Raw genomic sequence first — 14567 nt, 5'->3', positions numbered from 1 at the left:
GAGCTTCTCCCGGGGGGAATGGGCAGTCATTCGCTGCCGACCGATGGGAATAGGACGGGAGGAATGAAATCAAGTGAGCGAAGCGACAACTTCCGGTTTATCCAAAACCTACGATCCGAAACAGGTGGAGTCGAAATGGTATGCATGGTGGAGTGAGAAAGGTTATTTTACGGCTGACGTACAAAGCGGCGGCAAAGCCTTTTCTGTTGTCATGCCGCCGCCGAACGTGACCGGTAGCCTACACCTGGGCCACGCCATGGACAACACCCTCCAGGACATCCTCTCCCGTTTCAAGCGGATGCAGGGTTATCACGTGCTCTGGGTTCCCGGCACGGACCATGCCGGCATCGCCACCCAGGCCAAGGTGGAAGAGGCCCTGGCAAAAGAAGGTCTCTCCAAGTATGACCTGGGACGGGAGGCCTTTCTGGAGAGGGTCTGGGACTGGAAGCACCAGTACGGCACACGCATCACGACGCAACTGCGCACCTTGGGAACCTCCTGTGACTGGACCCGCGAGCGTTTCACCATGGACGAGGGTTGTTCCGAGGCGGTCCAGGAGGTCTTCATCCGTCTCTATGAAAAAGGTTTGATCTATCGGGGCAACCGGATCATCAACTGGTGTCCCAAGTGCCAGACGACCATCTCCGATATCGAGGTGGAGCATGAGGAGCGCGGCGGCCATCTCTGGCACATCCGCTATCCCGTTCAGGATGGCGATGGGGAGGTGGTCGTGGCAACGACCCGTCCGGAGACGATGCTCGGCGACACGGCAGTGGCCGTCCACCCTGACGATGACCGCTACAAGCACCTGATCGGCAAGATGGTCATCCTGCCCATCCTCAACCGGGCTATTCCCGTCATCGCCGACGCCTATGTAGACCCCGCCTTTGGCACCGGCGTCGTCAAGATCACCCCGGCTCATGACCCGAACGACTTCGAGGTGGCCTTACGTCACAACCTGCCCCAGATCACTGTAATGACGAAGGAAGCGGTCATGAACGAGGAAGCCGGCCCCTATGTCGGACAGGACCGCTACGAATGCCGCAAGCGTATCGTCAAGGATCTGGAGGCCAAGGGCTTTCTCGTCAAGGTGAACGACCATGTCCACGCCGTCGGCCAGTGCTACCGCTGTGACACCGTCGTCGAACCAATGGTGTCGCCTCAGTGGTTCGTCCGCATGAAGCCCCTGGCAGAACCGGCCATGGAGGTCGTCAAGAACGGTCGGCTCAAGTTCGTGCCGGAGCGGTTCACCAAGATCTACCTGGGCTGGCTGGAAAACATCCGCGACTGGTGCATCTCGCGGCAACTCTGGTGGGGCCATCGCATCCCTGTCTGGTACTGTGACGACTGTGACTATATCTATTGCGGCCGCGCCGAGGAACTGCCCGAGGTCTGCCCCAAATGCGGCGCCAGCCACTTCGAGCAGGATCCCGATGTGCTTGATACCTGGTTCTCCTCCGGTCTCTGGCCCTTCTCGACGCTCGGCTGGCCGGAAAAGACGCCGGAGTTGGTCAAGTATTACCCTACATCGGTCCTCGTCACCGGCCGGGATATCATCTTCTTCTGGGTGGCCCGCATGGTCTTCATGGGCCTCGAGTTCATGGGCGACGTACCCTTCCGGGAGGTTTTCATCCACGGCCTGATCCTGGATGCCCAGGGCCGCAAGATGTCTAAGTCCCTCGGCAACGGTGTCGACCCCATCGAGATCATCGACCAGTACGGCGCCGATACGCTGCGCTTCATGCTCGTCACCGGCAACACGCCCGGCAATGATATCCGTTTCCATTTTGAACGTCTGGAAGGGATCCGCAACTTTGCCAACAAGATCTGGAACGCCTCCCGCTTCGTCCTGATGAACCTGGAGGGCTTTGCGATCCATCAGCCTTGGGGTGAGCTGACCCTGGCCGACCGCTGGATCCTCTCGCGCTACAACCGCTTGATCGGCGAGACGACGGCGGCGCTGGAACGGTACGACCTGGGCGAGGCGGCCCGTCTGCTCTATGAATTCCTCTGGAATGAGTACTGCGACTGGTACATCGAACTGGCCAAACCGCGCCTGTACGGCAAGGAGGTGGGCGTCGCTGACGCAGCTGCTTCCCGTCAGACGGCCCAGCAGGTGCTCACCTACGTGTTGCGCGGCACCCTGCAACTGCTCCATCCCTTCATGCCCTTCTTGACGGAAGAGATCTGGCAGCAACTGCCCCACCACGGCGAATCGATCATGGTGGCGCCCTGGCCGGAAGCGGAGCCGGAGCGCATCAACTCCTCCATTGAGGAAGAGATGGCTCTGGTCATGGATGTCATCCGCGCTATCCGCAACATCCGGGCGGAGATGAACGTGGCGCCGGGCAAGCGTGCCGAGGTGATCCTGGTTTGCGGCAACGAAAAGCAGCGCCGGGTCCTCACCCAGGGCGCCGCCTACATCGTCAACCTGGCCGGCGCCTCTCAGGTGGCGATTGAAGGGATCGGCTACGGCCAGTCCGAGGGGGCGGCGACGGCCATCGTCGGCGATACGGCCATCTACCTGCCGTTGAAAGGGCTCATCGACCTGACCAAGGAGATCGACCGCTTGACCAAGGAACTGCGAGCCGTTGAGGACGAGGTCCGCCGCCTCGGCAGCAAATTGAACAACGCCGGCTTTGTGGCCAAAGCGCCAGCTGAGGTGGTCGCCAAGGAGCGCGAGAAGGAAGGGGAGGCTCTCCGCAAAAAGGCTGCCCTGGAGGAGCGCCTGCGCACCCTCACATCGCTGGGGAATTAAATGAATCGGAAGGCGAAGGATGTTTCTTATGATGACGCGCTGGCCTATTTGAAAGACCTGACCAAGTTCGGCTTCAACTTCGGCCTTGGCCGCATCACCGAGCTGCTGCGTCGCCTCGGCGAGCCGCACCGCAAAAAGCGCCCCGCCTTCATTCATATCGGAGGCACCAACGGCAAGGGATCCACCTCCGTGATGACCGCCGCCGTGCTGCAGGCCGCTGGCCATCGCGTGGGTTTGTTCACGTCGCCCCACCTGCACTGTTACACCGAGCGGACTCGCATCAACGGCAAACCCATCCCGAAGGAGACGATGGCGGCGTTGATCGCTGAACTGCGGCCCCACCTGGAGGCGATGGTCGCCGGAGGGTTTGAGCACCCCACCGAGTTTGAGGTCTGGACGGCTCTATCGTTGCTCTATTTCGCCCGTGAAGCCGTCGATGTGGTCGTCTTGGAGGTGGGTCTCGGTGGATCTATCGATTCGACGAACGTAGTGACACCCATCGTCGCCTGCATCACCAATGTTTCCTTCGATCACATGGACTACCTGGGGACGACGCTGCCGGAGATCGCTGCCGTCAAAGCAGGGATCGTCAAAGCAGGTGTCCCGCTGGTGACGGCCAGCGACGATGCTGCTGTCTTGGCGGTGCTTCGGGAAAAAGCGCAGCGCCTTGGCGCGCCGATCATCCAGGTCCTTCGCCAGGGGCCGAGACTGCCGAGTGCCACTCCCGTCAGATGGTATCCTGTAACTGCGAGGAGGGCAGGGATCCTTGTCGAGGGCCGCTTCGGCATCTACGGTCCCCTCACACCGCCCTTGTCTGGCAGGCACCAACAGGCGAATCTGGCGACTGCCGTGGCTGTCTTGGAAGCAGCAAAGGAAAAGGGGTTTGATTGGCGCGCTGACCACCTGGAAGCGGGGTTAGGCCAGGTTAGCTGGCCCGGTCGTCTAGAGAGGATCGGCCCCTTCCTGCTCGACGGCGCTCACAATGTGGCCGGCGCCCTTTCCTTGGCCGCTGCGCTTCGGGAGGAAGGAGCGGGGAAGTATGTCTTCGTCCTGGGCATGCTGGCTGACAAAGAGCGGGAACGGGTCGTCGACATCCTGGCCCCCCTGGCTAAGGCCATCATCGTCACAAGGCCCAACAGCCCTCGCGCCGGCGAGTGGCAGGCATTGGCGTCCCTGGCGGCTCGCCGTTGTGACAGCGTCACTGTCGTGTCTGACATCGGCGAAGCGTTGGAGATGGCCCGGCTGTCAGCACAGGATCCTGAAAAGGCGGATGGGGAAGGACATGCTCCGATCGTCGTCACCGGTTCCCTATACATGGTGGCAGAGGCGCGAGGAATCATCCTTTCCTGCGAAAATGATCGAATATTAGACGAAAAATGAGATGGTGGCTTCACCATCTCATTTTCTGCTGATATAATGGTTAGGGTGTGCGCGTAAAGAATAGGTTATGGATGTTAGCATTTCGTAAAAAACAGGAAGAAGGGTTTTAAAAACATGCTGCTGTCATTGAAGCCCCGGGAAGACAAGTTCTTCACGCTCCTGGAACAAAGTGCCCGCATCGTTCATCGCGGGTCGACCGTCTTCCAATCGCTGATGAAGGATTATCAACTCCTTTCGGTCAAGATGGCCGAGATCACCGAGGTCGAACATGAGGGTGATGACATCACCGCCAACATCTCCGACCAGTTGAACGCCACCTTCATCACGCCTATCGATCGAGAAGACATCTACACCTTGAGCAACCGGCTGGATGACATCCTCGATAACATTCACGGAACCATTGAACGCATGCATCTCTATCAGACAGGCGAACCCTCCGAAGATCTGGTCGTGCTTGTCAACGTGCTGGCCGAGTCGACCTGCCTGCTCGTCACCGCCTTTGAATTGATGCGCCACATCCGCAAGGAAAAGGAGAAGATCATTGAAACCTGTGCTCGTATCAAGCAGTGTGAGAGCGACGGCGACCGCATCTACCGGCGCGGCATGGCGAAGCTTTTCGATGAGATCAATGAACCCATCGAATTGATCAAGTGGAAAGAGATCTGGGAACGGGTCGAAGACGCCATTGACAACTGCGAGCACGTCGCCAAGATCGTCAAAGGAGTCGCCCTCAAGAATGCCTAATATTGAAGCTGTCGTCTTTGCCGTCGTCTTTTTGGCCCTTGCTTTTGACTATATCAACGGCTTTCACGATACGGCCAACGCCGTCGCTACATCGGTCTCCACACGGGCCATCGCCCCGAATCACGCCGTTATGCTGGCGGCGGTGATGAACTTCGTCGGCGCTCTCTCGGGTACTGCTGTGGCGAAGACCATCGGCTCCGATATTGCCAATCCGGCCGCCGTCACCCTGTCGGTCATTCTGGCCGCCCTGGTCGGGGCTATCTTCTGGAACCTCCTCACCTGGTATTACGGTATTCCTTCATCCAGCTCCCATGCATTGATCGGCGGCGTCATCGGCGCCGTTGTGGCCGGACAAGGGCTCGCCGCTTTGAAGTGGGCCGGCGTCAAGAAGATCGTCTTCATCCTCATCGCCTCGCCGATCATCGGCCTTGTCGTCGGCTTTTTCATGATGAATGCCCTCTGGTGGTTGTCGCGCAAACAGACGCCAGGTCGGGTCAATCAGCGCTACCTGCGCCTGCAAATCCTGGCCGCGACGGCGGCCGCCTTTTCCCATGGATCTAACGATGCCCAGAAGTCTATGGGCATCATCACCATGGCTCTTTTCAGTACCGGCATGATCGCCACTTTTGAAGTACCCAAGTGGACCATCTTCGCCTGCGCCCTGGCCATGGCCCTTGGCACGGCTGTCGGTGGCTGGAAAATCATCCGCACCATGGGCGGACGCATCGTTAAACTGGAGCCTATCAACGGCTTTGCCGCCGACCTCAGCTCTGCTATGGTGATTTACGGCGCTTCGCTTTTTGGCATGCCGGTCAGTACCACACATGTTGTATCTTCGTGTATAATGGGGGTAGGCTCGGCCAAACGCATTTCTGCCGTCCGTTGGGTCGTAGCCAAGCGTATCGTAACCGCCTGGATTTTTACGATACCGGCGTCGGCCGCCGTAGCGGCCTTGTTTTACGTAGCGATCCATCGGTTAATCGGTATCTAGAAGGAAGGGATTTGGCGTGAAAACCCTGAAAATCCCCGAAGCCACAATCATCCGCTTGTCCATGTATTCCCGCTATCTGAGCCAAGTGGAAGAGCGGGGCGTGCAAATGATTTCTTCGGGAGAGATCGCCGAGGGGGTGGGAGTCAGTCCCGCCCATGTCCGCAAGGATCTGGCCTATTTCGGGGAATTCGGCACACGCGGCGTCGGCTACAATGTTGACGAACTGCAACACCACATTTTGAATATCCTCCGTCTGAACCGGGAATGGCGCGTGGTCATCGTCGGCGCCGGTCATCTCGGCTCTGCCCTCGCCATGTACAGGGGCTTTGGGGAGCGCGGTTTCCACTTGGTTGGGATCTTTGACAGTGACCCGGCCAAGATCGGCAAAAAGTATGACGACATCGCCGTGCAGCCCATCGAGGAACTGGCCCAGACGGTCAAGGAAAAGCAGGTAGGCATCGGCATTATCACCGTGCCGGCCACGGTGGCCCAGGAGGTGGCCGACATCCTCGTCAACTCCGGCGTGGACGCGCTCTTGAACTTCGCCCCTTGTGTCTTGAACCTCCCGCCTAGGGTTGAGCTGCGCAATGTGGACCTGTCGGTGAACCTGGAGGTTTTGACCTTCCATCTTGGGTCGCGGAGGAAGCAGTAAGCGGATAACCTGTTGTTTTGCATAGCTTATCTTTTTGAATCCTTATTGCTAAGGTTATTTTCATCAGCTGTTTATAAGAGAAGAAGCAACCCTCGTTTATTCCCTTGACTGGTGGAATGAGCGAGGGTTTTTTTCATGAAATAGTTCGGCAGATGCCACACTATCCATTGGATAGATCGTCTAAAGGGGGCCTGCTACGTGTCCGACCCATATGCCAAAGGGATGCTCCGCGTTCACCCCTACGCCAAGAAAAAAGATGTCGTCGGCGAACTGGTAGCGATCCTGGAAGGGAAGCTTGAGAATCGGGGTTTGCAACTGATCAAACCCATCTCACGAGCCCTAGCTGAGGACGAGATCCACGAGATCATCGTCACCGACGAGACCGATGCCGGTCCGGGGAAACAGGTCAATCGCATCGCCTATCTCGCTTTTTTCGAGGTCAAGGGGGGTGGCGTCATCGTCGCCGGCGATCCGGTTTTTTTAAAAGGCAAGCTTCTCGGCCATATCGCCGGTTTCGACGAGACCCACATGCCCAACCACATCAACATCGTCATCAAATCAGAGGAGCGCCAGTCGGGCGTGTCCATAGGCGCTGAGATCGGCCAGCAACTGCTGATCAAAAGCCCCGATTAAGAAAAAATCCTTTTCCGAAAAGAACCTCTAAAACACGATCTCTAGCGCCCTCTAATGACCTTTACATGGAAAAATGAACCAGACTACTCAAGTCCCTCTAGAAGATCAAGTAACCATAAGCTCAGCCGCCCTATCAAACACCTCACCGCCTGATCAAATGCTGAAAAAGCACATGATTTTCCCTGCCTCGGTGAAACTAATGATGAGGTTCAAGCCATTCGCACATTCAGGAGGTGAAGGGATGTCCGTAGAAGCGAAACTGCAGGAGCTGGGGCTCACGCTGCCGGAAGCGCCCAAGCCGGTAGCCGCCTACGTGCCGTCCGTCAAGGCCGGTGATTTCGTCTACACGTCAGGGCAGATCCCCTTTGTCAACGGTGAGTTGAAATACAAAGGCAAGGTGGGCAAGGACCTGACGCCGGAAAAGGCTTATGAAGCAGCCAAGGTCTGTTGCCTCAACTGCCTTGGCGTGATCAAAGGGCAGGTGGGCGATCTCAATCAGGTCAAAAAGATCGTCAAGGTGACCGGCTTCGTCAACAGCGCACCCGGTTTTCAGGGCCAGCCCGGCGTCATCAACGGCGCCTCGGAACTGCTGGGCCAAGTCTTCGGCGACAAAGGACAGCACGCCCGCTCGGCTGTTGGGGTGAACGAACTGCCCCTTGACGCCGCTGTGGAAGTGGAGATGATCGTCCAGGTTTAAGGCTTGTAGGCTACATGAGTCATGTACCCAACCGCTTACAGCGAAAGGATCCGAAGTGAGCCATCTACACCTTTGAGTTCCGGCCAAAGCCCATGAGAGACAAGGAGGATCCGGAATTGACGACAACCCTGAAATATAAGTACCAACTGTACCGCCATCTCCAGGCCAGCATCCCCCAGATCTACGCTGAAGCCAAGAAAGCGGCCGATGAGATCGGCATTCCGCCCAACTTACGCGGCAAGTTTGGCCTCACCGGCGCCATCTCAGGTTGCCCGGCACCCCTGCGCCGCGATATCGCCGAGGCGACTGAAAAGGGCGGCAAAGAGGTTATTCCGCTGGCCAAGCTCGTCGACGAACTGCGAGAGATCGTCAAGGATGTCTACGGCGACGAGTGGGAACCGGTGCCGACGAGCACCTGCGAAGCGGCCCTCTGGCTGTGCTTTGACACCCTGATGACGCCGCCCAACCTGGGTCGCGGCGATAACTACCGCGCCCGCTACATCTGCCCCTATGAAAAGCACATGCACCACCAGGCCGCTTACGGGCGACCTTTCCCGCCCAAGTATAAGGACATCTACGCTGACCGCGGCACCACCGCCGGCGAGCTTGGCTTCTACGGCAAACGGCAGAACAACCTCGACACGGTCATCGTGCCTCTCGTCGGCGCCCAGTATCCGGTCCATGGCATCAAAGCTCATCCCGTTCCGCTGCTCACCGAGGTTGACCCTGAGGCGTCCATCGAACAGATGGCCCTCGCCGCTGAGGTGCATGCCCCCTTCTTGACCGGCTTTGCCTCTCTCGGCTATGACACCCCTGGTTACGGCTACGGCGTCAAGGACGAAGACGGCGCGCCCTTGCTGATGAAGCGCATCGGCGAACTGGCCCGCGAGTATAACGTACCGTACCTGATCGACAACGCCTGGGGCATCCCCTTCATCGGCACCGATCCCCGCAAGGTGAATGCCGATCTGATCACCTACGCCATGGACAAAGCCTCCGGCGCCGCCACCTCGGGCTTGGTCATCGGTCGAGAGGATGTGATGACCCCTATCCGCCGGGCCATGGGCATGCACGGCGACCGTTGGGGAACGACAGCCTCCTACGGCAAAGCGGCCTATGTCACCTTCGACCCCGGCAAAGAGGCCCTGCTCAGCCAAGTGCAAACCTTGCGGGTGCTGCGGGACAAGCCGGAGATCCTCACCAAGCCTGTCGACGACCTGGAGCGGATCGTCAACGACGAGTTCGACAAGATCCACCCGAACATCAAAAAAGGTCTCAAGATCAGCAAGTCTTACAACTCCCAGGCTGTCGAGGTCAACTACGAAGGCACTTGGAAAGAAGGCGGCCTCGGCCTGCCCATCTTCGCTATCGAAGACATGTATGCCGGCAGCAACATCCTGCAGAGCGGCCTGGCTCAGATGGGCGTCATCCCGACCATAGCCTATGACGCCAACGTCTACATCTCGCCGGGCCTGGGCACGACAGACGAAGACGGTCAGATCATCGAAGAGAACATGCGCTTCGCCGTCCGCGCCCTCGTTCGCCTCATGGAGATCACCGCCCGCTACGCCGGTATGATCGGATGAACACCGGCAAAGAAACAATCGATATGAAAAAAACGGAAAACGAAACACCGGTGAGAAAAGGGAGGTGACGCCAGCATGGCCAAGGTAGTCGTCGTCGGAGGTGGCTGGGCCGGCTGCGCTGCGGCGATTGCGGCGGCGAAGGCCGGCGCTGAAGTGGTCCTGCTCGAACGGACCGATATGTTCCTGGGTACCGGCCTCGTCGGCGGGATCATGCGCAACAACGGCCGCTTCACCGCCACTGAGGAAATGCTGGCTATGGGCGGCGGTGATCTCTTCCAAGTCACCGATGAGGTCTCGCGACACAAAAACGTTGCGTTCCCCGGCCACGAGCACGCCAGCCTCTATGACGTGGCCAAGGTGGAGCCGGCCGTCCGCCAGCGCCTGAGCAAATACCCCAACATCCACTTTCGCACCCTGGCCCGGGTGCGCGACATCACCATGCAGGGCTCTCGCATCACCGGCGTCGTGATCGATGAAACCGACGAGATCACCGGCGATGTCTTCATCGACGCCAGCGGTACGGCCGGCCCTCAAGGCAATTGCGGCAAATATGGCAATGGCTGTGTCATGTGCATCTACCGTTGCCCCACCTTTGGCGGGCGTGTCTCCATTGCCGGCAAAGCGGGCGTGAAGGAGGTCGTCGGGAAAAAGGCCGACGGCAGTTTCGGCGCCATGTCCGGTTCCTGTAAGCTGCACAAAGATTCCATTCGTGATGACATTGTCGATACCCTCAACAAAAGGGGCGTCGCCGTCGTGGCCATTCCCGAGGATTTGCGCAAGGAGGACGCCCTTTCCCAGAAAGCCTGTCAGCAGTACGCCCTCAAAGAGTTCGCCGAAAACATCATCCTCCTCGACACGGGCCACGCTAAGCTCATGTCGCCCTACTATCCCTTGGACAAGCTCCGCCACATCCCTGGATTCGAGAACGCCCGCTTTGAAGACCCTTACTCCGGCGGGATCGGCAACTCCATTCGCTACGTGGGCATGTGCCCCCGTGACAACACCCTCAAAGTCAAAGGCGATGTGGAGAATCTCTTTTGCGCCGGTGAAAAGGCGGGCCTCCTCGTGGGTCACACGGAGGCCATCGTCACGGGCGCGCTGGCCGGCCATAACGCTGTCCGTTTCGCGCTGCAAAAACCGCTCCTCGAACTGCCCCGTTCCCTTGCTGTCGGTGACGCCATCGCCCATGTGAACGAGCAGATGCAGACAGAGGAAGGTCTGACCAAAAAGTACACCTTTTCCGGCTCCGTTTATTTCCAGCGGATGAAGGAGCAAGGTCTCTATTCAACGGATGTCAACGCCATCCGGCAGCGGGTGGAAGCGGCCGGCTTGACCGGTGTCATGGAACGACCGGTCTCATAGGAGGTGGTCGCCGATGGTTACGCTCACAACGCTCCATTGGATCTTTCTTTTCTACGTGCTGGTGGTCATCGTGGTCATGGGTTTGCGCCGAGACCCGCTGATCCCCTGCATCCTCGGCATCCTGCACATTGGCTGGATGTACACCGGCGGATTGGGTGGCGCCATCCAAGCGGTTTTTAACGCTCTCGTCGTCGCCGGCATCGAGTTTCTCGGGATCATCGTGGTCATCTCGCTGATCGTGGCTATGTCCAAGGTGCTCACCGAATTGGGCGCCGACTACCTGATCATGCGGCCGGCGGCCAAGCTGATGGTCAACGCCGACGTGGCCTTCTGGATTCTCGGTTTTGCTATGCTGATCGTATCCTGGTTCGTCTGGCCTTCCCCTGCAGTAGCCCTGATCGGCGGCATCATGCTGCCCATCGCTGTCCGAGCGGGGCTGCCGGCCATGGGGGCGGCCATGGCCATGAATATCTTCGGTCATGGGATCGCGCTGTCCAGCGACTATGTGATTCAGGGTGCCCCGACGATCACGGCGAAGGCGGCAGGGCTCACATCGGGAGACGTGGTCTCCGCTTCCATACCGCTGGTGGTGGTGATGGGCCTGGTCACGTCCATCATCGCCTTTATCCTCGTCCGGCGGGACATTGCGACCAACCGGGCAGCCCATGATAAAGAGCGGCAACAGTACGAGAATAAAAACCAGAAGTTGGAGATCACAACCCTATCCTATGTCTTTGCTTTCCTTGTTCCTCTCGGCTTTGCCGCCGATGTCTGGGCTATGCTCACCTATGACCTCAAAGGCGGCGATGCCACAGCTCTCGTCGGCGGGACGGCAGCGCTGCTGCTGGCTTTCGGATCAGTGCTCAAGTACGGCGTAGAATCATTGGAAAAGATCACCGATTTTGTCCGGGATGGGTTCATGTTCGGGATCAAGATCTTCGCCCCCGTGATCATCATCGGCGGCTTCTTCTTCCTCGGCAAAGGCGAACTGTCCCAGCAGATTCTAGGCAAGGGAGCGCCCGGCTTCCTGGAGGATGTGGGATTGGCCCTGTCCAACACTGTTCCGCTGAACAAAGCGGCTGTGGCCGTGATTGAACTGGCGGCAGGCATGATCGTCGGCCTTGACGGTTCCGGATTCTCGCCATTGCCTTTGGTCGGTTCCATCGCAGCCACCTTTGGCACTGCCCTTCCTGACTTGAAAGTGGCCACGTTGGCTGCCTTGGGCCAGATCGCCGGCGTGTGGACCGGCGGCGGCACCATCATCCCCTGGGGGCTGATCCCCGTGGCGGCTATCGCTGGCGTCAACCCGATCGAACTGGCACGCCGCAACTTCATCCCTGTCATCTCGGGCCTGGCCGTGACGACGATTGTCGCCATTCTGTTGATGTAAAAGCCACCAAGAGAGGCGATTCGCCGGCGCCCTATCCCTTTGTTTCATGAAAACAGAGTCAAGCGGTTGAGAGGGTAAACCTCGTCAACCGCTCTTTATTTTCATTTCTTGAGTCTGTCTAAAAACCCCCTCAAGAGAGGGCAAAAAGCAAGACGTTTTTATATGGAAATTGGTGGAATTTAAAGGGAATTCGACTCTTCGCGTCGAAGGATATAGGTACAAAGACTGTTTATAGCGAGGCGATGTACCTTGTTTCGATTCGATGTGGACCCCCAAGTTAGCTTTTACGACTTTGCAGCCCTCTGGGACCAACTTGTGCCTGCCGATTCCGTCTTTCGCCTGTTTCGTGAATTGGCGCCCCTATTAATACAACCGGAGGATTTTACAGGTCTCTATTGCCTTGACAACGGACGTCCCAGTCATGCGGCCCGGCAGATGACGATGGCCTGCATGTTACAGGAAATGCTGGGCGAAACAGACCGGGGGATGGAAGCACAGACACGTGTGAACATCGAGGTCAAGTTTGCGTTAGGAATGGCCCTCGATGAACCGGGCATTGATCACGCCAATTTTGGCGTCCACCGGCAACGGCTCATCCAAAAGGAACTTGATAAGGTCTATCTCGATCGCTTTATCCGGTTGATGTACTACCTGGGCGTTTTGACAGGGAAAGAACCTTGGATAACGGACACGACCCATGTCATAGCTCCCATCAGTGCCCCCACGACCATCGAACTGATCCGCCAAGCCATGCGCCTGTTGGTGCGTCTTTTGGCGAAGCAATACAGTGTTCCATGGCATGCAATCCCCCATGCCCCTCGGGCGGTACGTTACCTGGAAACAGTGACGGAAGTGAAAGAGCATAACCTGGACGATAAGGCCAAAATGGAACGGCTTGTTGAAGTGGTCAGCGAGGCTGACGAACTGCTGGCCTACGTGGAGTCATCGGAGGCTTCGTGGAAGAAGAAGCCCGATGTCATTCATTACGCCCTTTTGCTTTGCCGTATCCTCCGTGAACGAATCATTCGGAAAGATGATGGAACTCTTGAGATAGCCCCCGGCGGTTCTGTCAAAGATATGATAGTTTCGGCTGTAGACAGCGAAGCCCGTTTCGGTTGTAAGGGCAAGACGAAATGGCGCGGGTATAAGATGGCCATCGTCGAAGTCGGAAATTCCGGATTTATCGCCGCCGCCGAGGCCATGAAAGCCAACGACTATGACGGCTCCAGTCTGGTGCCGTTAGCGGATCAGCTTCCCACCGATTGTGTAGAAAACCCGACGATCATTGGAGATACCCACTATGGTGCGGGCGATGACCGTGTCACCCTCAAGGAAAAAGGCATTGACGTAGTGGCGCCACTTTCACCAAAGACAAAATGTGATATCCTCGCGGGCGAGGGATTTCAAGTTTCCGAAGACCAAACACAACTGATCTGCCCGAGAGGAAAAGTCATCACCACCTATTCGGAAGTGGCAGATGGGAAGAACTTCGTGCTTCGCGCCAAGGACCATGATTGCAAGCACTGCCCTCGTTACACGACCTGTTTTAAAGAAAAGAAACATCGGCGCACGATTTTTATTCACAACGCCTATGGTGTCATGCTCGAGGCGGCAAAGCACTCCCAAACGAAAATCTATAAGGAACAGATGCGTCTTCGCAGCCGCATCGAAGCCAAGCAAAATGAACTGGTCAACCGTTACGGACTGCGCCGGGTTCGCCGTATCGGAAAACGAAATCTGGCTTATGCCGCCCGGCTCAGCGCGTTAGCGGCGAACTTTCAAAAACTCAACCGTCTACGAAATGATAAGAATGCAACCATGGTGTTGGAGGTGAGTGCCTTACGCGGTGTTGCTTTCAAAAAAGCCGCATAAGGTGCAAGGGGGAGATCTGCCCTTTTTGAGGAAAATCCTCAAAAAGGGCCGGTGAGACCGATAAAAAGACTCTAGTTTTTTGCTGTTTGTATTAAAAAATCATGCTTTTGCAAGGGCTGGCTAGGGAATTTGCTTATTTTCTAGACGGCCTCTTCTTGCAGTGGCCGCAAAATAAAAATCCCCATAAGGGAGAAAATAATCCCAAATGGCGTGAGAAGGTTCACCACAGGGGCCTTTATAAGGAGGAAAAAAATTGGCGCAAGGGGTTCTCTCCCAGGTGCTTGATGCCCTCGACCTGGAGACCTTCCTCATCTGTTCAAGTGAGGACGAGGGGAAGGAGATGACTATCCGCTTGATGAAGGCACTTGGTTTTCAAGATGTCGATCTGGTGTTCATTCAGTTCGCCGGGCCGGGGGCGCGCGTCCGAGCGCGGGCCTACATCTACCGTCCAGGCCAGGATTACGCCTGGGTCCGCAATACCGACCGGGAAGGGAAAGGGTGA

12 protein-coding genes are annotated in these 14567 nt (G+C 57.5%); all 12 read left to right on the top strand.

Annotated features, from left to right (window positions below; genetic code table 11):
* Window positions 1-73: 73 nt before the first annotated feature.
* The 12 genes from HM1_RS12500 to HM1_RS12445 all read left to right on the top strand — a co-directional run bounded on the left by HM1_RS12500 (window position 74) and on the right by HM1_RS12445 (window position 14567).
* Window positions 74-2758, top strand: coding sequence for a valine--tRNA ligase (locus HM1_RS12500; RefSeq protein ID WP_012283761.1), 2685 nt, complete (start codon window positions 74-76; stop codon window positions 2756-2758).
* Window positions 2759-4138 carry a bifunctional folylpolyglutamate synthase/dihydrofolate synthase gene (locus HM1_RS12495; protein WP_012283760.1) on the top strand — a complete coding sequence of 460 codons (1380 nt, stop codon included), beginning with the start codon at window positions 2759-2761 and terminating at the stop codon, window positions 4136-4138.
* A gap of 114 nt (window positions 4139-4252) precedes the next feature.
* Window positions 4253-4882, top strand: a complete 630-nt coding sequence (locus HM1_RS12490; protein ID WP_012283759.1) for a DUF47 domain-containing protein — start codon at window positions 4253-4255, stop codon at window positions 4880-4882.
* Window positions 4875-5873 (top strand): inorganic phosphate transporter, encoded by a 999-nt coding sequence (locus HM1_RS12485; protein WP_012283758.1) that lies wholly within the window; start codon window positions 4875-4877, stop codon window positions 5871-5873. The genes HM1_RS12490 and HM1_RS12485 overlap by 8 nt, the downstream gene beginning before the upstream one ends.
* Window positions 5874-5889: 16 nt before the next feature.
* A complete protein-coding gene (locus HM1_RS12480) occupies window positions 5890-6525 on the top strand; it encodes a redox-sensing transcriptional repressor Rex (RefSeq protein WP_012283757.1) in 636 nt (211 codons plus the stop codon).
* Between the two features lie 198 nt (window positions 6526-6723).
* A complete protein-coding gene (locus HM1_RS12475; RefSeq protein WP_012283756.1) occupies window positions 6724-7158 on the top strand; it encodes a DUF6917 domain-containing protein in 435 nt (144 codons plus the stop codon).
* A 241-nt stretch (window positions 7159-7399) separates the two neighbouring features.
* Entirely contained in the window at window positions 7400-7855 is a 456-nt protein-coding gene (locus HM1_RS12470) for a RidA family protein (RefSeq protein WP_012283755.1), read from the top strand.
* Between the two features lie 116 nt (window positions 7856-7971).
* Window positions 7972-9441 carry a PLP-dependent aminotransferase family protein gene (locus HM1_RS12465; RefSeq protein WP_012283754.1) on the top strand — a complete coding sequence of 490 codons (1470 nt, stop codon included), beginning with the start codon at window positions 7972-7974 and terminating at the stop codon, window positions 9439-9441.
* Window positions 9442-9516: 75 nt separating this feature from the next.
* The gene (locus HM1_RS12460; RefSeq protein WP_012283753.1) at window positions 9517-10803 is read left to right on the top strand and encodes an FAD-dependent oxidoreductase; all 1287 of its coding nucleotides are present in this window, start codon (window positions 9517-9519) and stop codon (window positions 10801-10803) included.
* Window positions 10804-10816: 13 nt separating this feature from the next.
* The gene (locus HM1_RS12455; RefSeq protein WP_012283752.1) at window positions 10817-12193 is read left to right on the top strand and encodes a hypothetical protein; all 1377 of its coding nucleotides are present in this window, start codon (window positions 10817-10819) and stop codon (window positions 12191-12193) included.
* A 249-nt stretch (window positions 12194-12442) separates the two neighbouring features.
* Window positions 12443-14065: an IS1182-like element ISHmo2 family transposase gene (locus HM1_RS12450; RefSeq protein WP_012281187.1), complete on the top strand. Its 1623-nt coding sequence runs from the start codon at window positions 12443-12445 to the stop codon at window positions 14063-14065.
* Between the two features lie 253 nt (window positions 14066-14318).
* Complete coding sequence (locus tag HM1_RS12445; protein WP_012283751.1) at window positions 14319-14567, top strand: hypothetical protein; 249 nt, start codon at window positions 14319-14321, stop codon at window positions 14565-14567.

The organism is Heliomicrobium modesticaldum Ice1 (assembly GCF_000019165.1).
GTDB classification, from domain to species: Bacteria; Bacillota; Desulfitobacteriia; order Heliobacteriales; family Heliobacteriaceae; genus Heliomicrobium; species Heliomicrobium modesticaldum.
This window is presented reverse-complemented; position numbering and strand designations above follow the sequence as displayed.

Coding starts and splice junctions, on each gene's coding strand:
- HM1_RS12495 (WP_012283760.1), top strand. CDS start 2,759: ATGAATCGGAAGGCGAAGGATGTTTCTTATGATGACGCGCTGGCCTAT.
- HM1_RS12490 (WP_012283759.1), top strand. CDS start 4,253: ATGCTGCTGTCATTGAAGCCCCGGGAAGACAAGTTCTTCACGCTCCTG.
- HM1_RS12485 (WP_012283758.1), top strand. CDS start 4,875: ATGCCTAATATTGAAGCTGTCGTCTTTGCCGTCGTCTTTTTGGCCCTT.
- HM1_RS12470 (WP_012283755.1), top strand. CDS start 7,400: ATGTCCGTAGAAGCGAAACTGCAGGAGCTGGGGCTCACGCTGCCGGAA.
- HM1_RS12460 (WP_012283753.1), top strand. CDS start 9,517: ATGGCCAAGGTAGTCGTCGTCGGAGGTGGCTGGGCCGGCTGCGCTGCG.
- HM1_RS12455 (WP_012283752.1), top strand. CDS start 10,817: ATGGTTACGCTCACAACGCTCCATTGGATCTTTCTTTTCTACGTGCTG.